Here is a 19,729-nt window from a genome sequence, read left to right as displayed (position 1 = left end):
TCAGGACGCTGAGGCCGCGAGGCGCAGGCCTCGCGCGGCCAGTGCCTCGGAGATACGCTCGGTGATCTCGTCGAGCGAGCCGACGCCGTCGATGCGATCCACGATGCCCTTGGGGCCGTAGACCTCGATGATCGGGGCGGTCTCACGCTCGTAGATGTCGAGGCGGTGACCGATGGCCTCAGGGGTGTCGTCAGAGCGCCCCTGTTCGGTCGCACGGAGCGTCAGACGCTCCAGGCTCTCCTCCCGCGGCACATCGAGGAGGATGACGGCGTCAAGCGCCTCTCCCCGCTCGGAGAGGAACGACTCGAGGTGGGCGACCTGCGCGGTGTTGCGCGGGTACCCGTCGAGCAGGAACCCCTGGGCGGCGTCATCCTGTGACAGCCGGTCGCGCACGATCTCGCTCGTCAGCTCATCCGGGACGAGGTCACCCTTGTCGAGGATCGCCGTGACCTGCTGGCCGAGGGGCGTCCCCTCCTTGATGTTCGCGCGGAAGATGTCGCCGGTCGACACGACCGGGATGCCGTAGGACTCGGCGATGCGCACGCCCTGCGTGCCCTTGCCGGAACCCTGCGGGCCGACGATGAGAAGACGTGCGGATGCTGTCATCGGAGGAGCCCTTCGTAGTGTCGCTGCTGCAGCTGCGCGTCGATCTGCTTGACCGTCTCGAGACCCACACCGACGATGATGAGGATCGACGCGCCGCCGAACGGGAAGTTCTGGTTGGCGCCGACGGTGGCCAGAGCGATGAGCGGGATGAGCGCGATCAGGCCGAGGTACAGGGAGCCGGGAAGCGTGATGCGGGTGAGCACGTAGTCGAGGTACTCGGCCGTCGGGCGCCCGGCACGGATACCCGGGATGAACCCGCCGTACTTCTTCATGTTGTCCGCGACCTCGACCGGGTTGAACGTGATCGCCACGTAGAAGTAGGTGAACCCGATAATCAGCAGGAAGTATGCGGCCATGTAGACCGGGCTGTTGCCGGTCGTGAAGTTCGCGCTGATCCAGGTCACCCAGGCTGCCGGAGTCGATCCGTCCTGCGGGGTGTTGAACTGCGCGATGAGCGCCGGGATGTACAGCAGCGACGAGGCGAAGATCACCGGGATCACACCCGCCATGTTCACCTTGATCGGGATGTAGGTGTTCGTACCGCCGTAGGTGCGGCGGCCCACCATGCGCTTGGCGTATTGCACCGGGATTCGACGTTGGGATTGCTCGACGAAGACGACGAGCCCCATGACGATGATTCCCACCAGCAGGACCAACAAGAAGACCTCGAAGCCCTTGCTCTCCCAGATCGTCCACATCGCACCGGGGAAGGTCGCAGCGATCGAGGTGAAGATGAGCAGCGACATTCCGTTGCCGATGCCGCGCTCGGTGACGAGCTCTGCGAACCACATGATGAGACCGGTGCCGGCCGTCATCGCCATGATGATGAGCAGCTGTGCCCACCACACGTCGTTCGTCAGCAGCTGCTGGCACGCTGCGAGGTCGGTGGTACCGAAGAGCTGACCGCTGCGCGCGACCGTGACGAGAGTCGTCGACTGGAGCAGCGCGAGGGCGATCGTGAGGTAACGCGTGTACTGGGTCAGACGGGCCTGTCCGGCCTGTCCTTCCTTGTGCAGCGCCTCGAAGTGTGGGATGACGACGCGCAGGAGCTGCGTGATGATCGTCGCGGTGATGTATGGCATGACGCCGAGCGCGAAGATCGACAGCTGCAGCAGCGCGCCGCCGGAGAAGAGGTTGACCAGTCCGAGCAGCCCATCGGTGCCCGCGTTGGCGGCGAGACACTCTTCGACGTTCGGGAAGTTCACGAACGGTGCCGGAACGTTGGACCCGAGACGGTAGATCGCAACGATGGCGAGAGTGAAACCGATCTTCCGACGCAGGTCGGGGGTGCGGAAGATCCGCGCGATGGCGCTAAACAAGGACGTTCCTCCTGAAAAGGTTGCCGGCTCCCGAAGGACGGCTGAAAGACCAGGGTAACGCAAACCGGGCTTCCCGGAATTCGCCACCGATACCAGGCCCGCCGGATGCGGCCCCAGAGCGAGGTCTCGGAGTGTGAAACCACAAGAGGGGCCGGAGAATCTCCGGCCCCTCTTGCAATGCGGCTACTTGACGGATCCGCCTGCCGCGACGATCTTCTGCTCGGCAGAACCCGAGACCTTGTCGACCGAAACGGTGAGCTTCACGGCGATGTCGCCGTTTCCGAGAACCTTGACCTTCTCGTTCTTGCGAACGGCACCCTTGGCGACCAGGTCGCCGATGGTGACATCGCCACCCTTGGGGTACAGCTCCGCGAGCTTCTCCAGGTTCACGACCTGGTACTCCACGCGGAACGGGTTCTTGAACCCGCGCAGCTTCGGGGTGCGCATGTGCAGCGGCATCTGCCCACCCTCGAAGCCGACGCGAACGGTGTTGCGCGCCTTGGTGCCCTTGGTTCCACGACCAGCGGTCTTACCCTTCGAGCCCTCACCACGGCCGACGCGAGTCTTGGCGGTGTTGGACCCGGGGACGGGACGCAGGTGGTGCACCTTCAGCACGCCGGGGCGGGATGCCGGAGCATCCTTCGCAGGCGTTGCCTTCTTGGCAGCAGGCTTCTTGGCCGGAGCCTCAGCCTTGGCGTTGGCAGCGGCCTTGGCCGGAGCCTTCTTCGCTGCCGGCTTCTTCTCGGCGGCAGCCTTGGGAGCTGCAGCCTTCTTCGTGGCCTTCTCAGCCTCGACGGCTTCGTTCTTCTCAGCCATTAGTCGATCTCCTCAACCTTGACGAGGTGTGCGACGGTCTTGACGTAACCGCGCGTCTGCGCGTCGTCGGGGCGGACGGTGGTGTCACCGATCCGCTTCAGACCGAGGCTGCGCAGCGTGTCGCGCTGGTTCTGCTTCTCGCTCACCTTGGACTTGATCTGCGTGACCTTCAGTCGCGCGGCCATCAGGAACCTACCTTCTGTGCGGCGATTGCCTCAGCCTCGGCGCGCACGAGACGCGCAGGGGCGACCTGGTCGAACTCGAGGCCACGACGCGCGGCGACCGCACGAGGCTCCTCGAGCTGCTTCAGGGCGGTGACCGTCGCGTGGACGATGTTGATCGTGTTCGAGGAACCGAGCGACTTCGACAGCACGTCGTGGATACCGGCGCACTCGAGCACGGCGCGGACCGGACCACCGGCGATGACACCGGTACCGGCAGCGGCCGGACGAAGCAGGACCACACCGGCGGCCGCCTCACCCTGCACCGGGTGCGGGATGGTGCTGCCGACGCGCGGAACGCGGAAGAAGTTGCGCTTGGCCTCTTCGACACCCTTCGAGATCGCCAGGGGGACCTCTCGGGCCTTGCCGTAGCCGACGCCGACCAGACCGTTGCCGTCGCCGACGACCACGAGAGCGGTGAAGCTGAAGCGACGACCACCCTTCACGACCTTCGAGACGCGGTTGATCGTGACGACGCGCTCCAGGAACTGGTTGTCGCCACGGTCGCGCGAGTTGCGGTCACGACCGCCACCCTGGTTCCGATCGCGACCGCCGCCGCGGCGGCCCTCGCGAGCAGGCTCGGCCTGGGTCGTGCCGGCGGCCGTCTCAGAGACGACAGCAGCCGCCTCGGGAGCGGCAGCAGCCGTTTCGGTCACTTCGTTCTCCTTGTTGTCACTCACAGTGCCAGACCCCCCTCGCGGGCGCCGTCGGCGATGGCGGCGACACGACCGGCGTAGCGGTTGCCGCCACGGTCGAACACTGCCTCGGAAACGCCGGCAGCCTTCGCACGCTCGGCGAGGATCTCGCCGACCTTGCGGGCCTTGGCGGTCTTGTCACCCTCGAGCGAGCGCAGGTCGGTCTCGAGCGTCGATGCCGACGCGACGGTGTGACCCTTGCTGTCGTCGACCAGCTGCACGAAGACGTGGCGGGCCGAACGGTTGACGACGAGACGCGGACGCGCCTCGGTGCCGACGACCTTCTTGCGAAGGCGGGCGTGACGACGCGCGCGGGCGTCAGACTTTGACTTGAGAGCCATGGTTACTTACCACTCTTTCCGGCCTTGCGACGCACGATCTCGCCGGCGTAGCGCACACCCTTGCCCTTGTACGGCTCGGGCTTGCGGATCTTGCGGATGTTGGCAGCTGCCTCGCCGACAGCCTGCTTGTCGATTCCGCTGACGGTGAGCTTGGTGGTGCCCTCGACCGTGAGCGTGATTCCGGCAGGCGGGTCGATCAGGACCGGGTGCGAGAAGCCGAGGGCGAACTCGACCGAGCTGCCCTTCTGCTGCACGCGGTAACCGGTACCGACAACCTCGAGACCCTTGGTGTAGCCCTGGGTCACGCCGATGATGTTGTTGTTGATGAGCGTGCGGGTCAGGCCGTGAAGCGACCGCGACTCGCGCTCGTCGTCGGGACGGGAGACCAGAACCTGGTTCTCCTCGACCGCGACCTCGATGGGATTGGCAACCGTCAGGGTGAGCTCACCCTTGGGGCCCTTCACCGCGACCTGACGGCCGTCGACCGTAATGGTCACGCCCGCAGGAACGTCGATGGGAAGTCGTCCAATACGCGACATTTCGAATTACCACACGTAGGCGAGAACTTCTCCGCCCACGCCCTTCTGCTCAGCCTGACGGTCGGTGAGGAGACCGGAGGAGGTGGACAGGATGGCCACGCCGAGGCCGCCGAGAACCGTGGGGAGCTCGGTGGACTTCGCGTAGACGCGGAGGCCGGGCTTCGAGACGCGCTTGATGCCAGCGATCGAGCGCTCACGGTTCGGACCGTACTTCAGCGTCAGTGTGAGGTTCTGTCCGACGCGAGCGTCAGAGGTCTCCCAGCCGGCGATGTAGCCCTCCTGCTGGAGGATCTGGGCGATGTGCGTCTTGAGCTTGCTCGACGGCAGGGTCACGGAATCGTGGTGCGCCGAGTTCGCGTTGCGCAGACGGGTCAGCAGATCTGCGACCGGGTCTGTCATTGTCATTGTTGATTTCCTTTGTTCATGAGGTTCCGGCTGCCGTTACACGACAGACGGCCTGCGATGACACGCAATTTTCAATTGTACGTGCACATCGACGGGCTCAGTGACACACCTGGCTTATGACGGCAAGAGGTGTACTGAGCCCGTCAAGGGTGTTACGCCTGTGCGTCTTCCGAGCGGAACGGGAAGCCGAGGTGACGGAGCAGTGCCCGGCCCTCGTCATCCGTCTTCGCGGTGGTGACGACAGTGATGTCGAAACCGCGAACCCGGTCGATCTTGTCCTGATCGATCTCGTGGAACACGCTCTGCTCCTGGAGACCGAAGGTGTAGTTGCCGTTGCCATCGAACTGCTTGCCCGAGAGACCGCGGAAGTCGCGGATACGGGGCAGTGCGAGCGACACGAGGCGGTCGACGAACTCCCACGCACGGTCGCCACGGAGGGTGACGTGCGCACCGATGGCCTGGCCCTCACGCAGCTTGAACTGCGCGATGGACTTACGGGCCTTCGTGACGATCGGCTTCTGGCCGGTGATCTTGGTGAGGTCTTCGACCGCGCCATCGATCACCTTGCTGTCGCGAGCTGCCTCGCCGACACCGGTGTTCACGACGACCTTGACCAGTCCGGGGATCTGCATGACGTTCGCGTAACCGAACTCTTCCTGCATCGCCTTCTTGATCTCGGTGTTGTACTTCTGCTTCAGGCGCGGCTGGATCTTGCCAGCCGGCGCGGCAGTGTCGGTGCTCATCAGAGGTCCTTACCGCTCTTCTTCGCGTAACGCACGCGGACGGTGCGCTTGACGCCGTCCTTCGTCTGCTCCTCGACCCGGTGGCCGACCTTGGTCGGCTTCTTGGTCGAAGGGTCGACAAGTGCGACGTTCGAGATGTGGATGGAGGCTTCGACGGTCTCGATGCCTCCGGTCTTCGTGCCACGCTGCGTCTGTCCGACGCGGGTGTGCTTGGTGACGTAGTTCACGCCTTCGACGATGACGCGGTTCTTCTCAGCAAGGATGTCGAGCACCTTGCCCTGCTTACCGCGGTCGCCGCCACGCTCCTGCGTGGCACCGGTGATGACCTGAACCAGGTCACCCTTCTTGATCTTCGCCATGATTAGATGACCTCCGGCGCCAGCGAGACGATCTTCATGAACTTCTTGTCACGAAGCTCACGACCGACCGGCCCGAAGATACGGGTGCCGCGGGGCTCCCCGTCGTTCTTCAGGATCACTGCGGCGTTCTCGTCGAACTTGATGTAGGAGCCGTCCGGACGACGGACCTCCTTCTTGGTGCGGACGATGACCGCCTTGACGACGTCGCCCTTCTTGACGTTGCCACCGGGGATCGCGTCCTTGACGGTCGCGACGATGGTGTCGCCGAGGCCCGCGTAACGGCGCTTCGAGCCACCGAGCACGCGGATGGTGAGCAGCTCCTTGGCGCCGGTGTTGTCGGCGACCTTGAGTCGGGATTCCTGCTGAATCACTTGGCCTTCTCCAGAATCTCCACCAGGCGCCAGCGCTTCGTGGCGCTCAGCGGGCGGGTCTCGTTGATCAGGACCAGGTCGCCGATGCCGGCGGAGTTCGCCTCATCGTGCGCCTTGACCTTCGAGGTGCGGCGGATGACCTTGCCGTAAAGCGGGTGCTTCACGCGGTCCTCGACCTCGACCACGATGGTCTTGTCCATCTTGTCGCTGACGACGTAGCCGCGGCGTGCCTTGCGGTAACCGCGGGCAGCGGAGTCGCGGACATCGCGCTCGGACGACTCGTGTCCGACGACCTGCGTCTCCGCAGTCGCTTCCTTCTTCGTGGCCATCACTCAGCCTCTTCCTTCACGGCGTCGTCAGCGGAGTCCGCCTTCTTCGCCTTCGACTTGGTCGCCTTCTTCGCGGGAACCTCGACCGGAGCGGGCGTCGCACGGATGCCCAGCTCGCGTTCGCGGATCACCGTGTAGAGACGCGCGATGTCGCGCTTGACGGCGCGGATGCGGCCGTGGCTCTCCAGCTGGCCGGTGGCCGACTGGAAACGGAGGTTGAACAGCTCCTCCTTGGCCTTACGCAGCTCCTCGACGAGGCGCTGGTCTTCGAACGTGTCGAGCTCTGTAGGAGCGAGCTCCTTGGTGCCGATCGCCATTACGCGTCGCCCTCCTCGCGCTTGATGATGCGTGCCTTGAGCGGCAGCTTGTGAATTGCACGGGTCAGAGCTTCGCGAGCGAGCTCCTCGTCGACTCCCGCGACCTCGAAGAGGACACGGCCCGGCTTGACGTTTGCGACCCACCACTCGGGGGAACCCTTACCGGAACCCATGCGGGTTTCGGCAGGCTTCTTCGTGAGCGGACGGTCGGGGTAGATGTTGATCCACACCTTGCCACCACGCTTGATGTGACGGGTCATCGCGATACGAGCGGACTCGATCTGACGGTTCGTCACGTACGCGGGCGTGAGGGCCTGGATACCGTACTCGCCGAAGGAGACCTTCGTGCCACCGGTTGCCTGACCCGAGCGACCCGGGTGGTGCTGCTTGCGGAACTTGACCTTACGGGGGATGAGCATTATGCCGACGCTCCTTCTGCAACAGGTGCCTCGTTGCGCGGGGCACGGCGGCGGTCGCCACCACGGTCGTCACGACGAGCCTTGGGTGCATTGGCCTGCTCGCGAGCGAGCTCCTTTGCCGTCAGGTCGCCCTTGTAGATCCAGACCTTCACGCCGATGCGGCCGAACGTGGTCTTCGCCTCGTAGAAGCCGTAGTCGATGTTCGCGCGAAGCGTGTGCAGCGGCACACGACCTTCGCGGTAGAACTCCGAACGGCTCATCTCGGCGCCGCCGAGGCGGCCGGAGACCTGGATGCGGATGCCCTTGGCGCCGGCGCGCTGAGCGCCCTGCAGACCCTTGCGCATCGCACGACGGAACGCCACGCGAGCAGAGAGCTGCTCGGCGATGCCCTGTGCGACGAGCTGAGCATCGGCCTCGGGGTTCTTGACCTCGAGGATGTTCAGCTGGATCTGCTTGCCCGAGAGCTTCTCGAGGTCGCCGCGGATGCGCTCGGCCTCGGCTCCACGACGACCGATCACGATGCCCGGACGGGCGGTGTGGATGTCGACGCGGACGCGGTCACGGGTGCGCTCGATCTCGATGTTCGAGACACCGGCGCGGTCGAGCTGCGTCTTGAGCAGGTTGCGGATCTTGATGTCCTCGGCGACGTAGTCGGCGTAACGCTGACCCGGCTTCGTCGAGTCAGAGAACCAACGCGAGACGTGGTCCGTCGTGATGCCGAGACGGAAGCCGTACGGGTTTACCTTCTGTCCCATTACTTGCTCGCCTTCTTGTTGCTGTCGCCCGTGGCGGCCGGAGCCGCCTCAGGCGTCGAGAGCACGACCGTGATGTGGCTCGTGCGCTTCTTGATCTGGAAAGCGCGACCCTGTGCACGGGGGCGGAAACGCTTGAGCGTCGAGCCCTCGTCGACGTAGATGCTGGACACGTAGAGGTCCTGCTCGTCGAGGAACTCGCCGTCACGATCTGCCTTGACCTGCGCGTTGGCCATGGCCGACGCGACAAGCTTGTAGATCGGCTCGCTGGCGCTCTGCTGTGCGAACTTCAGGATCGCCAGAGCCTCCTGGGCCTGCTTGCCCTTGATGAGCGCGATGACACGACGAGCCTTCTGAGGGGTCACGCGGATGTGTCGCACGCGTGCGATCGATTCGACCATTAGCGGCGCCGCCCCTTCTTGTCGTCCTTCTCGTGGCCGCGGAAGGTGCGGGTGGGCGCGAACTCGCCCAGCTTGTGACCGACCATGGTCTCGGACACGAACACAGGAATGTGCTTGCGTCCGTCGTGGACCGCGATCGTGTGACCCAGCATCGCCGGGATGATCATGGACCGACGGGACCAGGTCTTGATGACGTTCTTGGTGCCGGCTTCGTTCTGCACGACCACCTTGCGAAGCAGGTGATCGTCGACGAAGGGGCCCTTCTTAAGACTGCGAGGCATCTTCTCTTACTCCTACTTACGCTTCTTGCCGGCGTTACGACGACGCACGATGTACTTGTCGCTTTCCTTGTTGGCGTGACGGGTACGACCCTCAGCCTGGCCCCACGGGGAGACGGGGTGACGACCACCAGAGGTCTTACCCTCACCACCACCGTGCGGGTGATCGACCGGGTTCATGGCGACACCACGCACGGTCGGGCGGACGCCCTTCCAGCGCATGCGGCCGGCCTTACCCCAGTTGATGTTCGACTGCTCGGCGTTGCCGACCTCGCCGATGGTCGCGCGGCAGCGCGCATCGACGTTGCGGATCTCGCCCGAGGGGAGACGCAGCTGAGCGAAGTTGCCATCCTTGGCGACGAGACGGACGGAAGCTCCGGCCGAACGTGCCATCTTCGCGCCGCCGCCGGGGCGGAGCTCGATCGCGTGGATGACGGTACCGGTGGGGATGTTCTTCAGCGGGAGGTTGTTACCCGGCTTGATGTCAGCCCCGGCACCGGACTCGATGACGTCGCCCTGCTTCAGCTTCGCCGGCGCGAGGATGTAGCGCTTCTCACCGTCGAAGTAGTGCAGCAGCGCGATGCGCGCGGTGCGGTTGGGGTCGTACTCGATGTGAGCGACCTTGGCGTTGACGCCGTCCTTGTCGTTACGACGGAAGTCGATGACGCGGTACTGGCGCTTGTGGCCACCACCGATGTGACGGGTCGTGATGCGGCCCTGGTTGTTACGACCACCGGTCTTCGAGAGCGGGCGCAGCAGCGACTTCTCCGGCGTCGATCGGGTGATCTCGGCGAAGTCAGCCACCGACGAGCCGCGACGGCCCGGGGTCGTGGGCTTGTACTTGCGAATAGCCATTATTGTCCTTATCCCCCGGATCAGCCGATTGCCGTGAAGATGTCGATGGTGCCCGACTTCAGGGTGACGATGGCGCGCTTGGTGTCCTTGCGCTTGCCGGTGCCGAAGCGGGTGCGACGAGCCTTGCCGACGCGGTTGAGGGTGTTGACCCCAGCGACCTTGACGCCGAAGATCTTCTCGATGGCGAGCTTGATCTCGGTCTTCGAAGCGCGCGGGTCGACGAGGAAGGTGTACTTACCCTCATCGATGAGCCCGTAGCTCTTCTCGGACACGACCGGCTTCAGGATGATGTCGCGCGGGTCCTTGTTCAGGGCCGTCTGGAGAACAGCTGCCTGCTCGCTCATGCGGAGACCTCCTGGTTGGCGCCGGACTTGGAGGCGATGAAGCCCTCGAGCGCGGCCTGGGTGAAGACGATGTCGTCGGAGACGAGAACGTCGTATGCGTTGAGCTGGTCGAACGTCAGCACGTGCAGGTTCGACAGGTTGCGGATGCTCTTCAGCGTCACGTCGTCGTTGCGCTCGATCACGACGAGCACGTTCTTCGACGAGACGACGTTGGTGAGGAAGTTCACCGCGGTCTTGGTCGAGGGCGTGCCGTCGATCCCGAAGGACTCGATGGCGTGGATGCGGTCACCGCGGAAACGGTCGCTGAGCGCGCCCAGCAGGGCGGCGGCGATCATCTTCTTGGGGGTGCGCTGCGAGTAGTCACGCGGCTTCGGGCCGTGGACGATGCCACCGCCGGTCATGTGCGGCGCGCGGATGGAACCCTGACGGGCGTTACCCGTGCCCTTCTGCTTGAAGGGCTTGCGACCGGCACCGGAGACCTCGCCACGACGCTTGGTCGAGTGCGTGCCCTGGCGAGCCGCCGCGAGCTGCGCGACGACGACCTGGTGGATGAGCGGGATGTTCGTCTTGGCGTCGAACAGTGCGGCGGGAAGCTCGATCGAGCCTGCCTTCTTGCCGTCTGCCTTGAGGACGTCGAGCGCGAGAGTGGAGTCAGCCATGTTCAGGCACCCTTCACTGCGTTGCGGACATAGACGATGCGGCCACGAGCACCGGGGACGGCGCCCTTGACGAGCAGCAGACCCTTCTCGATGTCGACGGCGTGCACCGTGAGGTTGAGGACGGTCACGCGCTCGCCACCCATACGGCCGGCCATGCGCATGCCCTTGAAGACGCGGCTCGGGGTCGACGATGCGCCGATGGAGCCGGGCTTGCGGTGGTTGCGGTGCGAACCGTGCGATGCCGAGACGCCCTTGAAGTTGTGACGCTTCATGACACCGGCGAAGCCCTTGCCCTTGCTCGTGCCGACGACGTCGACGAGCTGGCCTGCATCGAAGGTGCCGTCGACCGTGAGCTCCTGGCCCAGGGTGTAGTCGCCGGCGTCCGCGGTGCGGATCTCGGTGACGTGACGACGCGGCGTGACGCCGGCTGCCTCGAAGTGAGCCGAGAGCGGCTTGTTCACCTTGCGGGGATCGATCTGGCCGTACGCGATCTGAACGGCGTTGTAGCCGTCCTTCTCGGGCGTGCGGACCTGGGTGACCACGTTGGGCGCCAGCTCGATGACGGTGACGGGAATGAGCTTGCCGCTCTCGTTCCACACCTGGGTCATGCCGAGCTTCGTGCCCAGCATGCCCTTGGAAATCTTGGAGTTGATGTCAGCCATGTCGAACCTCAGAGCTTGATCTCGATGTTGACATCGGCCGGCAGGTCGAGGCGCATCAGCGAGTCGACAGCCTTGGGCGTCGGGTCGACGATGTCGATCAGACGCTTGTGGGTGCGCATCTCGAAGTGCTCGCGGCTGTCCTTGTACTTGTGCGGCGACCGGATGACGCACACGACGTTCTTCTCGGTCGGAAGCGGCACGGGTCCGACGACGGTCGCGCCCGCACGGGTCACGGTGTCGACGATCTTGCGTGCGGATGTGTCGATGACCTCGTGGTCATACGACTTCAGGCGAATGCGGATCTTCTGTCCCGCCATTGTCTGCTCTCTCTCTTTAGGCGTCATACCGTCCGGGACCGGGTGGTCTCGGGGCATTGGACGCACGTCGGCGCTGTTCGCGCCTCGGCACGAGAACGGCTCTTGCGAGTCGATCTGCTGCACCACTGTTCTTCTGTCAGCCGGACGCCGTGAGGCGAACGGATGCCGACCTCCTGCCGCGCACGGCAGAACCCTTCGCGAGGAAGGGTGTCGGGGATGTGTTCTGCTACCCGCGGCCTAGAACCCTGCACCGTCCCGGAGGAGGCGCCGTCTATGCACTGCCCTGGCAGTGATCCGGCGCACGCACAGCGGCGACGGAATATCGAACCTGTCTATTCTGCCACGGCGGATTTCACTTCCGCAAACCCGGGCGTGTCGCGACCGTCGGGAGCTCAATCCGCGGCGGCCGGGAACATGCCCTCGCAGCCCGGATCGATGGTCACCGGAGTCTGGGTTACCGTCGGCGTGTGGCGGACCGAGAGGGGCGCCGTCGCGTCGTCGGGCACGGTCGAGGTGAACGACACCGTGCGCGACTCCCCCATCGGGACCGCGATGAACAGGCTCCTGCCCTCGCGACCGTTGTAGACACCGCTGCGGTCCCACTGGTCGTCACGGTCACCCGCGGCGGGGTCCGTCGCGACGAGCGTGCCGCCTGGGAGCGCAAAGGAGAGGACATCGAACAGCATCGTCGTCCGGGGGTAGCCGAGGCTCTGGTTCCGCCATGCGAGCGTCCACCCGTTCAGGTCGGGGGTCGGCACGGCGTTGTTCATGGTGATCGACGTGGTAACCGTACGGTCCTCTGCATTGCAGGTGACCGCCATGGACGTGGACAGGAAGTACTCCAGCTTCGAGTACGAGGCGTTGTTGAGATAGATCCCGAGCTGCGTCGTCGCTTCGTTTGAGGCTGTGACGGTTCCCTCGAGACCGAACTCTGCCGCCATGGCCTGCTGATTCGCGTCGGCGAACCAGAGGTAGAGGCGCTGTTCGTCTATCCCCTTGCGGACCTGGTCGATCATCGCGATCGGATCCCAACCGCCGCCCATGATGCGCGAGAAGATCCCGGCGGTCGCCTTGGCGAAGTACGCGTCCGATGCCACGGCATCGGTCCCGAACCGCTCGTACGTGTCGAACAGCAGTAGCGAGACGGCGTTCTCCGCCGTGATCGGCTCAGTCTCGCCGGCGAGCGTGACCGGGCCCGCGACGGAGAGCATGTAAGACAGGATGACCGGGTCGAGCGAGAAGACACCGTCGAGCGTCCCCCCGGTCGTGTCGTTCCAGAGCCCGGACACCATCGCCGCGGTGTCGCTGAAGTCGGGGGTGCGCGTGAAGTTCTGCGTGTAGCGCCAGGTGTCCTTCTCGAACAGCTGGGCCTTCTCGGGGGGCTCGATCTCCTGGCTGAAGTCGCCACCACGCCCTTCCAGCAGGAATCGGGCGACATCGGCGTCCACCCGCATCTGCACCCGACCGTCGGCTACGGTCAGGATCGCCGCGGCGCCGGGGTTGCCACCGGTCGCGCGGCTCTCGGCGTTGTTCTGGAAGAGGATCGCATAGGTGCGCACTCCTCCGTCGCCGAGCACGCTGAGCACGTTCGGAAGGTACTTCTCCGCAAGGCCGAGCATCGGCACCGCCTGATCGACGATGTCGACCAGCTGACCGATGTTCTCGTCGACGAACGGCAGGATCGCATCACGATCGATCTGATCGACGTGAGCCTTCGCCTCGTCGAACGCGGCCCGCAGTGCCGGGAGCTGTGGCTGCATGTCGCGGAACGGCTGGAGATTGATCCCTCCGCCCTCGACCATCAGGTTCTTCACGTCCGTCTTGGCGAGCAGGTCGAGCGCGATCGGCATCGCGTCGCGCACCAGCACATGGGTCGCCATGGTGGTCTCGCTCACCGCGGAGACATTCTCGCCGACGAAGGGCACGGCACCGGCGACCTGCCACAGCGGGTTGCCGACGATGTCGTTCGCCTCGGTCGTGAGAGTGAGCACTTCATCCGCGACCTTCTGCACGCCGGCGGTGTCGCCGGCCTTGACCAGCGGCACGACCTGAGAGATCTGCCCCTTCGCCTCCTGGAGATTGTCGCGCACCGTCAGCGCCTGCAGGACGAAGATCCCGCCCACCACCGCCAAGATGAGGAGGAGACCGAGAATGGGGAAGACAATCCACGGCCACCGCCGCTTGCGTGCTGGCGAGCCGCCACGTGCCGCGCGAGCCGTTTTCGGTTCCGTGGGCCCTTCGCTCGCTTCCGCCGCAGCAGCCGCCATGCGAGCTTCCCGTCGGGTCCGAGGACGGTGATGACTGGTGATGATGTGCTCCTTAGATTCGCCCGATCCTACCGTCCCGGCCGCGGCTCGACTGGCGTGGTTCCGAAGCGCCGTCGTCGAGGCCCATACGACTGGACGCCGCCACGCGTGCGGCGGGCAGCTCTCCGCGGCGCTCATTTCTATCGACGGCCGTCGGCCCGCCTACTCTTCCGAAAGGCGATCCCCGGATCTCATGCGGGATTCATCTTATGGGCCGCCGATGACGGGACCCTGGGCGCGGGCGGATCGCGACTGCAGGGGTGGATCGCCGGTTCTCCTAATGATCCGGCGTGCGTCTGCCGTCAGATCGCAGGAGATAGCGGGGCGAGGCATCCCCATGCCTCGCCCCGCTTGGGGAGGGCGTTCGGTGCGAGGGGGCACACCGAACGCGAGTAGTTCGGCGTGAAGGGACGCCGAACTCCTCGACCGAGGGCGCGGCGGTAGACCCGCCGCGCAGGCAGGGAGACGCTCAGGCGCACAGAGTGCGCGCGTCGCACGATGATCCCCAAGATCGCATATCCCCAGTTTGAACGCGGAAGAACCGCGTGCTTCGGGAAACCGAACCCCTTCGGCTTCCCCGACCACAAGATCCCCAGGTGGTCGAGATGATCCTACTGGATACACGAGTGAATGCGCCACATTCGACGACATTCCGGTGCGGACGCGGTGCCCCCGCAGACGTAAGAGCGGCGACCCACCGGTGGTGGATCGCCGCTCTTGACTAGCGCTGCTGCTTACTCGTTGCCGACGGCCTTGTCGGCGCCGTCCCGGATCTCGTCGATCTTGTCGGCAGCACCGGGGGCGATCTTCTTGGCGAAGTCGGCGACGCCGTCCAGCACCTTGTCGCTGATGTCCTCGGCCTGCTCGCTCTTCACGGCCTCGGCAATCTTGTCCTTGTTCTGCTCGTAGAGCTCCTTGCCCTTGTTGACGGCGTTGCCGACGTTCTCCTCGATACCCATGAGGGCCCCCTTCGTGCGATCAGTGTGCACCGGAACCCGGCACACGTTCATTCTGCACGCAACGGTCGACACAGGGAAGACCAGCGAATCCGCCGCCAGTGGAGTCCTAATCAGTGCGCACTGACGCCGGGGGCGGCCACCGCACGCACCGTGCGGAAGAGGATCACGATGTCCTGCGTGAGGGACCAGTTCTCGACGTAATACAGATCGAGTCGAATCGTCTCCTCCCAAGAGAGGCTCGATCGACCGCTCACCTGCCAGAGGCCGCTCATACCCGGCTTCACCGCCAGTCGCCGCAGAGCGATGTCGTCGTAGAGCGCGACCTCGGCGGCTCGCTGCGGCCGCGGGCCCACCAGGCTCATCTCTCCCTGGAGCACGTTGATGAGCTGTGGGAGCTCATCAATCGAATGTTTGCGGAGGAATCGTCCGATCTTCGTGATGCGCGGGTCGTCCGTGACTTTGAAGAGGGGTATCCCGCTGGACCCCTGCAGGTCAAGAAGGCTGGCCAGCTGGTCGTCGGCGTCTGCGACCATCGAGCGGAATTTCCGCATTCCGAAGGTGTGACCGCCTCTCCCGATCCGCTCCTGCCGATAGAAGATCGATCCTGGCCCATCTACCCGAATGGCGATCGCCGTGATGAGGAACACCGGAGAGAGGAGCAGCAGCAGGAGCACGGAGCCGATGAGATCGAAGACGCGCTTGAGGAAGCGGCTGGCGCCTTCCATGCGCGGGAAGTCGACGTGGACGAGGGGGAGCCCTGCAACCGGTCGGGAGTGAAGCCGAGGGCCGGCGACGTCGGTCAGAGACGGAGCCATGATCATCTGGAGGTCACGGTCGGCGATAGCGTATCCGAGCCTGCGCATCATCTCAGGACCGAGCTCGTCGGCACCGGCGATGATGACCGCGTCGAGACTCGCGTCGTCCAGAGCGCGCTCGGCGCTCCCGATCTCTCCGAGCACGTCGAGCTGCGGCATGCCTTCCGACGGGACACCGTCGGTGATGACTCCCACGATCGTGTAGCCGCTGTCGACGCTGCTGCGGATCTGCTGGGCGACGTGCCGCACCTTCTGACGCTCGCCGATGATGACCGCACGATGGGTGTAGAGGCCCTCGCGCTGGCGTCGGCGCAGCCACTGCCGCCACATCCAGCGCGAGGTGAGGAGAAGAAGGAGCCCCACGGGGAAGATCACCGCGAGCAGCAGACGTGAAACCTCGACGCCGAGGAAGAACGCCATGGCGACGGTGAACGCGAAGACGGCGATGGTGGAATCGACGATTCGACGGTACTCGAGGACCCCATGTCCCACGATGTGGTGGTCACGAGTGTCGATGGCGTCGAGTCCGGCCAACCAGACGATGCCGATGACGGCGAGGACGACGACGTAGCTGACGGTCGGCCCATCCGGCCACGTGACGTCGTCGTTCATGCTCGGGCTGGCGAGCAGCCACGCGGAAACGATCGTGACGGCAAGGACGAGCACGTCGCTGTAGAACAGTCGATGCGCGTAGCGGCGCGGCCAATCGCCACGGCGACGTCTCGCTGAACTTGCGACGCGAACAGACCCGGTCATCCGTGCGGAGGCCAGACCAAGCGATCGCCCTGAAGGCTCCGATCGCATCGACGCAGCATCACCGACGATGCCGACCACCCCCTTCGCTGGTGTATCCGCGTTCAGGTCGCCGCAGATTCACTGAATCGCCGAACAGCCTACTCCTGTCACCGGGTTCCGGTATTCCGGTCAGCAGAATTCATCGACGGATGGCGGAGCCGTCGATGCATGAGCCGCCTGAGCCCGCCGATGCCGCCTCGTCGTGGAGCGCGTGGCGGTATCTGTTCAATAGGATGATGGAGTCCGAGTACGGTCGCGCTCCTCTGTCGAGCGTGGAGTACATGGCCCCCGCCTTCGAGGAATCCCTACGTGTCAGTTCTCCGTGAATCCAGCATTCTCATCACCGGCGGGACCGGCTCCTTCGGGAAGGCGTTCATCCGCTACGCCCTCGACAACCTGAACCCGCGCCGGCTCGTCATCTTCTCGAGAGACGAGCTGAAGCAGTACGAAGTTCGCCAGCAATTCCAGAACGACCCGCGATTGCGCTGGTTCATCGGGGACATCCGCGACGAGCGACGTCTCGCACGCGCCCTGCACGGTGCCGACTACGTCGTGCATGCCGCGGCACTCAAGCAGGTCGACACTGCCGAATACAACCCCTTCGAGTTCGTCAAGACCAATGTCCTCGGAAGCCAGAACGTCATCGAGGCCTCCATCGACGCGGGGGTTAAGAAGGTCGTCGCTCTCTCGACCGACAAGGCGTCGAGCCCAATCAACCTCTATGGTGCGACCAAGCTAACCGCTGACAAGCTGTTCATCACCGGCAACCACTATGCCGCGGCGTACCCCACACGATTCGCCGTCGTGCGCTACGGAAACGTGATGGGCTCGCGCGGCTCGGTCATTCCGTTCTTCGAGACGCTCGGCGCAAGAGGCGAACCCCTGCCGATCACTGACCTGAGGTGCACACGGTTCTTCATCAGCCTGCCGCAGGCGGTCGAGATGGTCGTCGAGACATTCGACTTCATGCAGGGCGGCGAACTTCTCGTTCCTAACATCCCGTCGATGAAGGTAACCGATCTGGCACATGCGGTCGTTCCCGGTGCCGAGCTGGTCGATGTGGGGCTGCGTCCCGGCGAGAAGCTGCACGAGGAGATGATCAGTCCGGAAGAAGGTCGTCGGGCGGTGACCATCCAGGACGGCAAGTACTTCATCATCCAGCCGGATATCGCCTCTTGGGGCTATCAGACGCCAGCGGGATCAACGCCCGTCGAAGAGGGCTTCGCGTTCCGATCGGACAAGAACGACCTCTGGTACAGCCGCGAAGAGATCGCGGAGATCATCCGGGCGGGTCTCTAGCCCAAACGCAGGGCGCTCAGTCGCCGCGCATCCAGCGCTCATCGACGGCGCCGAGGAGCTTCTGCGAAACCCCCGCGTTGATCAGGTCGATGTCCGGATGGGCACGGACCACGGCGAGCACTTCCTCCCAACCGGCATGCGGACCGCTGAGGTACGCCCAGATCGCGCGAACGGCCTCCAGGTCTTCTGGTGTGTCGATCGTCCACCGGTAGTGGGAGAGGTCTTCCGACATATCGGCGATCTCGACGTGGAAGCGTCCGGGTACGCGATAGAGGAACGGCATAACGTGTTCGCGGTCCGCAGGTTCGTCTGCCGACTGCCGGGCCGCTTCGAGGGCGTCGCGACGGGCCACCTCGACGTCAAGGCCTATGGGCGTCGTCCGCCGCGAAGGAGGAGGCAGCCGGTTCGCCGAGAAGTCCGCGTCCGACTCCAGATGGAGCCGGATCACTTCGTCGACGAGTCGGGGATCAACTAGCGGACAGTCCCCCGTGACCCTCACGAAGTGCTTCGCTGCGGGAAACTCGCCCAAGACGGAATGGAACCGATCGAGGACATCGAACTCATCGCCCCTGACGACCGGATACCCGTGGCTGTCCGCCCATTCCGCCAACGCATCGTCCTCCGCGCCCGTCGAGGTGGCGATCACGACCTCGTCGATCAGGTGCGAGGCCCCGAGTCGTGTTAGGACGCGATCGACGACCGGCCGACCACCGAGGTCGGCGAGCACCTTCGCCGGCAGCCGCGACGAGCCCATCCGCGCCTGGACGACACCGAGAATCACGATGCGCCCTTGGCGTCGTGACGGGTGATAGCGAGATCGGCCGCACCGCGCAGCTTCTTGGGCCCATCATTCCAGTCCGCCCGCTCCCGGACCAGTTGCTGGGCCGTATGCGCCAGACGGCGACGCCGCGACGCGTCCGCAGCGAGCTCGACGAGAGCACGGGCCAGCGCCTCATGGTCGCCGACCGGGAAACGCAGTCCCACGTCCGAGGGAACCCACTGCCGGTTGCCGGCGATATCCGTCACGAGGGGTACCGCTCCACTCGCCATCGCCTCGAGGAGCGAGATCGAACTCCCGTCGACGGTCGATGTGCTGACGTACACATCTGCGGTGCGGTAGAGAGCGGCGAGCTGCTCTCCCCGCAACTCTGCGAGGAAACGCACCCGATCAGCGAGGCCTGCCTCGTCGACGAGCTCGCGCAACATCGGAGTCAGACGACCCTCCCCACCGATGAGCAGCACCGTGTCGTGTGAGACCGGGGCCGCCAGGGCGAACGCACGCACCAGCGTGGCGACGTCGTAAAGCGATTCGTGTCGGCGCACGCTGAGGATGCACGTCACGCCGTTGTCCAACCCCAATGCCTCGCGCATATCTGCGCCCTCCTGGCGGAACAGCTCATGGTCGATGCCCCACGGGAACTGGACGACCGCCTCTTCGGAAGCGCCCAGCGCTCGCGCACGATCCCGCACCGCGTCACTGTCGACCATCACCACCTCGGCTCGGGTCAATGTCGACGCCGCGCGCTCACGCGCAGCGTCATCGGCATCAATGTCCGCTAGAAGGTCGAAGCCCCAGGACGTCGCGATCAGCGGACCCTGCCAGGACTGTGCGACGGCGAAAGCGATGTCAGGCACAGGACCCGCCTGCACGACATCCGGCGAGAACTGAGACACCGCTTCGGCGACGAGATCCGAGGATCGCGATGAGCCGTCGAGCACCAGGCTCGTCACTTCGACGCCCCCCTCTGCCCACGCTGTGATCATTCTCCGGTCATGGACGCCGCTCGTCGCGGACACGTACAGAACT

The 19,729-nt window shown here is 64.9% G+C and carries 28 protein-coding genes; 1 reads left to right on the top strand and 27 read right to left on the bottom strand.

Annotated elements, in window-relative coordinates; translation table 11 throughout:
* The 25 genes from CQ040_RS07840 to CQ040_RS07720 form a co-directional block, all read right to left on the bottom strand.
* Entirely contained in the window at window positions 1–606 is a 606-nt protein-coding gene (locus tag CQ040_RS07840) for an adenylate kinase (protein ID WP_105526203.1), read from the bottom strand.
* Complete coding sequence (gene secY / locus CQ040_RS07835; protein ID WP_028502451.1) at window positions 603–1,925, bottom strand: preprotein translocase subunit SecY; 1,323 nt, start codon at window positions 1,923–1,925, stop codon at window positions 603–605. Before secY ends, CQ040_RS07840 begins: the two co-directional genes overlap by 4 nt.
* A 183-nt stretch (window positions 1,926–2,108) precedes the next feature.
* On the bottom strand, window positions 2,109–2,741 hold the full coding sequence (gene rplO, locus CQ040_RS07830; protein WP_036274225.1) for a 50S ribosomal protein L15: 633 nt from the start codon (window positions 2,739–2,741) through the stop codon (window positions 2,109–2,111).
* Window positions 2,741–2,926: a 50S ribosomal protein L30 gene (gene rpmD / locus CQ040_RS07825; protein WP_017201575.1), complete on the bottom strand. Its 186-nt coding sequence runs from the start codon at window positions 2,924–2,926 to the stop codon at window positions 2,741–2,743. The genes rplO and rpmD overlap by 1 nt, the downstream gene beginning before the upstream one ends.
* A complete protein-coding gene (rpsE, locus tag CQ040_RS07820) occupies window positions 2,926–3,618 on the bottom strand; it encodes a 30S ribosomal protein S5 (RefSeq protein WP_028502453.1) in 693 nt (230 codons plus the stop codon). Before rpsE ends, rpmD begins: the two co-directional genes overlap by 1 nt.
* Before the next feature lie 20 nt (window positions 3,619–3,638).
* Window positions 3,639–3,998: a 50S ribosomal protein L18 gene (rplR, locus tag CQ040_RS07815; protein ID WP_028502454.1), complete on the bottom strand. Its 360-nt coding sequence runs from the start codon at window positions 3,996–3,998 to the stop codon at window positions 3,639–3,641.
* 2 nt (window positions 3,999–4,000) lie between these two features.
* A complete protein-coding gene (gene rplF / locus CQ040_RS07810; protein WP_028502455.1) occupies window positions 4,001–4,537 on the bottom strand; it encodes a 50S ribosomal protein L6 in 537 nt (178 codons plus the stop codon).
* A 6-nt stretch (window positions 4,538–4,543) separates the two neighbouring features.
* Window positions 4,544–4,942 carry a 30S ribosomal protein S8 gene (gene rpsH, locus CQ040_RS07805; RefSeq protein ID WP_021201117.1) on the bottom strand — a complete coding sequence of 133 codons (399 nt, stop codon included), beginning with the start codon at window positions 4,940–4,942 and terminating at the stop codon, window positions 4,544–4,546.
* 152 nt (window positions 4,943–5,094) lie between these two features.
* On the bottom strand, window positions 5,095–5,685 hold the full coding sequence (rplE, locus tag CQ040_RS07800; protein WP_036274229.1) for a 50S ribosomal protein L5: 591 nt from the start codon (window positions 5,683–5,685) through the stop codon (window positions 5,095–5,097).
* Window positions 5,685–6,044, bottom strand: a complete 360-nt coding sequence (gene rplX / locus CQ040_RS07795; protein ID WP_028502457.1) for a 50S ribosomal protein L24 — start codon at window positions 6,042–6,044, stop codon at window positions 5,685–5,687. Before rplX ends, rplE begins: the two co-directional genes overlap by 1 nt.
* Window positions 6,045–6,046: 2 nt before the next feature.
* On the bottom strand, window positions 6,047–6,415 hold the full coding sequence (gene rplN / locus CQ040_RS07790; RefSeq protein ID WP_017201583.1) for a 50S ribosomal protein L14: 369 nt from the start codon (window positions 6,413–6,415) through the stop codon (window positions 6,047–6,049).
* On the bottom strand, window positions 6,412–6,744 hold the full coding sequence (gene rpsQ / locus CQ040_RS07785; protein ID WP_105526204.1) for a 30S ribosomal protein S17: 333 nt from the start codon (window positions 6,742–6,744) through the stop codon (window positions 6,412–6,414). Before rpsQ ends, rplN begins: the two co-directional genes overlap by 4 nt.
* Entirely contained in the window at window positions 6,744–7,061 is a 318-nt protein-coding gene (gene rpmC / locus CQ040_RS07780) for a 50S ribosomal protein L29 (RefSeq protein WP_105526205.1), read from the bottom strand. Before rpmC ends, rpsQ begins: the two co-directional genes overlap by 1 nt.
* Window positions 7,061–7,480 (bottom strand): 50S ribosomal protein L16, encoded by a 420-nt coding sequence (gene rplP, locus CQ040_RS07775; RefSeq protein ID WP_017829203.1) that lies wholly within the window; start codon window positions 7,478–7,480, stop codon window positions 7,061–7,063. The genes rpmC and rplP overlap by 1 nt, the downstream gene beginning before the upstream one ends.
* Window positions 7,480–8,235, bottom strand: coding sequence for a 30S ribosomal protein S3 (gene rpsC, locus CQ040_RS07770; protein WP_017201587.1), 756 nt, complete (start codon window positions 8,233–8,235; stop codon window positions 7,480–7,482). The genes rplP and rpsC overlap by 1 nt, the downstream gene beginning before the upstream one ends.
* Window positions 8,235–8,633 (bottom strand): 50S ribosomal protein L22, encoded by a 399-nt coding sequence (gene rplV, locus CQ040_RS07765; protein ID WP_105526206.1) that lies wholly within the window; start codon window positions 8,631–8,633, stop codon window positions 8,235–8,237. Before rplV ends, rpsC begins: the two co-directional genes overlap by 1 nt.
* Window positions 8,633–8,914: a 30S ribosomal protein S19 gene (rpsS, locus tag CQ040_RS07760; RefSeq protein WP_017829205.1), complete on the bottom strand. Its 282-nt coding sequence runs from the start codon at window positions 8,912–8,914 to the stop codon at window positions 8,633–8,635. The genes rplV and rpsS overlap by 1 nt, the downstream gene beginning before the upstream one ends.
* 12 nt (window positions 8,915–8,926) lie before the next feature.
* Window positions 8,927–9,766: a 50S ribosomal protein L2 gene (gene rplB, locus CQ040_RS07755; RefSeq protein WP_028502461.1), complete on the bottom strand. Its 840-nt coding sequence runs from the start codon at window positions 9,764–9,766 to the stop codon at window positions 8,927–8,929.
* Between the two features lie 20 nt (window positions 9,767–9,786).
* On the bottom strand, window positions 9,787–10,110 hold the full coding sequence (gene rplW, locus CQ040_RS07750) for a 50S ribosomal protein L23 (protein WP_105526207.1): 324 nt from the start codon (window positions 10,108–10,110) through the stop codon (window positions 9,787–9,789).
* Window positions 10,107–10,769, bottom strand: coding sequence for a 50S ribosomal protein L4 (gene rplD / locus CQ040_RS07745; protein ID WP_021201122.1), 663 nt, complete (start codon window positions 10,767–10,769; stop codon window positions 10,107–10,109). Before rplD ends, rplW begins: the two co-directional genes overlap by 4 nt.
* 2 nt (window positions 10,770–10,771) lie before the next feature.
* On the bottom strand, window positions 10,772–11,431 hold the full coding sequence (rplC, locus tag CQ040_RS07740) for a 50S ribosomal protein L3 (protein WP_105526208.1): 660 nt from the start codon (window positions 11,429–11,431) through the stop codon (window positions 10,772–10,774).
* 8 nt (window positions 11,432–11,439) lie between these two features.
* Complete coding sequence (rpsJ, locus tag CQ040_RS07735) at window positions 11,440–11,748, bottom strand: 30S ribosomal protein S10 (RefSeq protein WP_017201594.1); 309 nt, start codon at window positions 11,746–11,748, stop codon at window positions 11,440–11,442.
* Window positions 11,749–12,140: 392 nt separating this feature from the next.
* Window positions 12,141–13,871, bottom strand: coding sequence for a DUF4012 domain-containing protein (locus tag CQ040_RS07730; protein ID WP_146114730.1), 1,731 nt, complete (start codon window positions 13,869–13,871; stop codon window positions 12,141–12,143).
* Between the two features lie 917 nt (window positions 13,872–14,788).
* Complete coding sequence (locus CQ040_RS07725; protein WP_105526210.1) at window positions 14,789–15,013, bottom strand: hypothetical protein; 225 nt, start codon at window positions 15,011–15,013, stop codon at window positions 14,789–14,791.
* A gap of 110 nt (window positions 15,014–15,123) precedes the next feature.
* Window positions 15,124–16,584: a sugar transferase gene (locus tag CQ040_RS07720; protein WP_105526335.1), complete on the bottom strand. Its 1,461-nt coding sequence runs from the start codon at window positions 16,582–16,584 to the stop codon at window positions 15,124–15,126.
* A 348-nt stretch (window positions 16,585–16,932) separates the two neighbouring features.
* Between CQ040_RS07720 and pseB the strand changes: the two genes are divergently transcribed.
* Entirely contained in the window at window positions 16,933–17,922 is a 990-nt protein-coding gene (gene pseB / locus CQ040_RS07715; RefSeq protein WP_105526211.1) for a UDP-N-acetylglucosamine 4,6-dehydratase (inverting), read from the top strand.
* A 16-nt stretch (window positions 17,923–17,938) separates the two neighbouring features.
* On the opposite strand, the gene CQ040_RS07710 is transcribed toward pseB, so the two are convergent.
* Both CQ040_RS07710 and CQ040_RS07705 read right to left on the bottom strand, forming a co-directional pair.
* Window positions 17,939–18,703, bottom strand: coding sequence for a cytidylyltransferase domain-containing protein (locus CQ040_RS07710; protein ID WP_105526212.1), 765 nt, complete (start codon window positions 18,701–18,703; stop codon window positions 17,939–17,941).
* The gene (locus CQ040_RS07705; protein WP_181156791.1) at window positions 18,700–19,686 is read right to left on the bottom strand and encodes a glycosyltransferase; all 987 of its coding nucleotides are present in this window, start codon (window positions 19,684–19,686) and stop codon (window positions 18,700–18,702) included. Before CQ040_RS07705 ends, CQ040_RS07710 begins: the two co-directional genes overlap by 4 nt.
* Window positions 19,687–19,729 lie beyond the last annotated feature (43 nt).

The sequence above is a fragment of the Microbacterium sp. MYb54 genome (assembly GCF_002979515.1).
Taxonomy (GTDB): Bacteria; Actinomycetota; Actinomycetes; order Actinomycetales; family Microbacteriaceae; genus Microbacterium.
This window is presented reverse-complemented; position numbering and strand designations above follow the sequence as displayed.

Bases quoted from the DNA above. Each gene is read 5' to 3' on its own strand.
- rpsJ (WP_017201594.1), bottom strand. From the start codon at position 11,748: ATGGCGGGACAGAAGATCCGCATTCGCCTGAAGTCGTATGACCACGAG.
- rplD (WP_021201122.1), bottom strand. From the start codon at position 10,769: ATGGCTGACTCCACTCTCGCGCTCGACGTCCTCAAGGCAGACGGCAAG.
- rplF (WP_028502455.1), bottom strand. From the start codon at position 4,537: ATGTCGCGTATTGGACGACTTCCCATCGACGTTCCTGCGGGCGTGACC.
- rpsC (WP_017201587.1), bottom strand. From the start codon at position 8,235: ATGGGACAGAAGGTAAACCCGTACGGCTTCCGTCTCGGCATCACGACG.
- rplX (WP_028502457.1), bottom strand. From the start codon at position 6,044: ATGGCGAAGATCAAGAAGGGTGACCTGGTTCAGGTCATCACCGGTGCC.
- rpsS (WP_017829205.1), bottom strand. From the start codon at position 8,914: ATGCCTCGCAGTCTTAAGAAGGGCCCCTTCGTCGACGATCACCTGCTT.
- rplE (WP_036274229.1), bottom strand. From the start codon at position 5,685: ATGAGCACCGACACTGCCGCGCCGGCTGGCAAGATCCAGCCGCGCCTG.
- rpmD (WP_017201575.1), bottom strand. From the start codon at position 2,926: ATGGCCGCGCGACTGAAGGTCACGCAGATCAAGTCCAAGGTGAGCGAG.
- CQ040_RS07705 (WP_181156791.1), bottom strand. From the start codon at position 19,686: ATGATCACAGCGTGGGCAGAGGGGGGCGTCGAAGTGACGAGCCTGGTG.
- rplP (WP_017829203.1), bottom strand. From the start codon at position 7,480: ATGCTCATCCCCCGTAAGGTCAAGTTCCGCAAGCAGCACCACCCGGGT.
- rpsH (WP_021201117.1), bottom strand. From the start codon at position 4,942: ATGACAATGACAGACCCGGTCGCAGATCTGCTGACCCGTCTGCGCAAC.
- rpmC (WP_105526205.1), bottom strand. From the start codon at position 7,061: ATGGCGATCGGCACCAAGGAGCTCGCTCCTACAGAGCTCGACACGTTC.
- rplC (WP_105526208.1), bottom strand. From the start codon at position 11,431: ATGGCTGACATCAACTCCAAGATTTCCAAGGGCATGCTGGGCACGAAG.
- rplB (WP_028502461.1), bottom strand. From the start codon at position 9,766: ATGGCTATTCGCAAGTACAAGCCCACGACCCCGGGCCGTCGCGGCTCG.
- CQ040_RS07725 (WP_105526210.1), bottom strand. From the start codon at position 15,013: ATGGGTATCGAGGAGAACGTCGGCAACGCCGTCAACAAGGGCAAGGAG.
- rplO (WP_036274225.1), bottom strand. From the start codon at position 2,741: ATGGCTGAGAAGAACGAAGCCGTCGAGGCTGAGAAGGCCACGAAGAAG.
- rplW (WP_105526207.1), bottom strand. From the start codon at position 10,110: ATGAGCGAGCAGGCAGCTGTTCTCCAGACGGCCCTGAACAAGGACCCG.
- rplR (WP_028502454.1), bottom strand. From the start codon at position 3,998: ATGGCTCTCAAGTCAAAGTCTGACGCCCGCGCGCGTCGTCACGCCCGC.
- rplV (WP_105526206.1), bottom strand. From the start codon at position 8,633: ATGGTCGAATCGATCGCACGCGTGCGACACATCCGCGTGACCCCTCAG.
- CQ040_RS07720 (WP_105526335.1), bottom strand. From the start codon at position 16,584: ATGACCGGGTCTGTTCGCGTCGCAAGTTCAGCGAGACGTCGCCGTGGC.
- CQ040_RS07840 (WP_105526203.1), bottom strand. From the start codon at position 606: ATGACAGCATCCGCACGTCTTCTCATCGTCGGCCCGCAGGGTTCCGGC.
- rpsQ (WP_105526204.1), bottom strand. From the start codon at position 6,744: ATGGCCACGAAGAAGGAAGCGACTGCGGAGACGCAGGTCGTCGGACAC.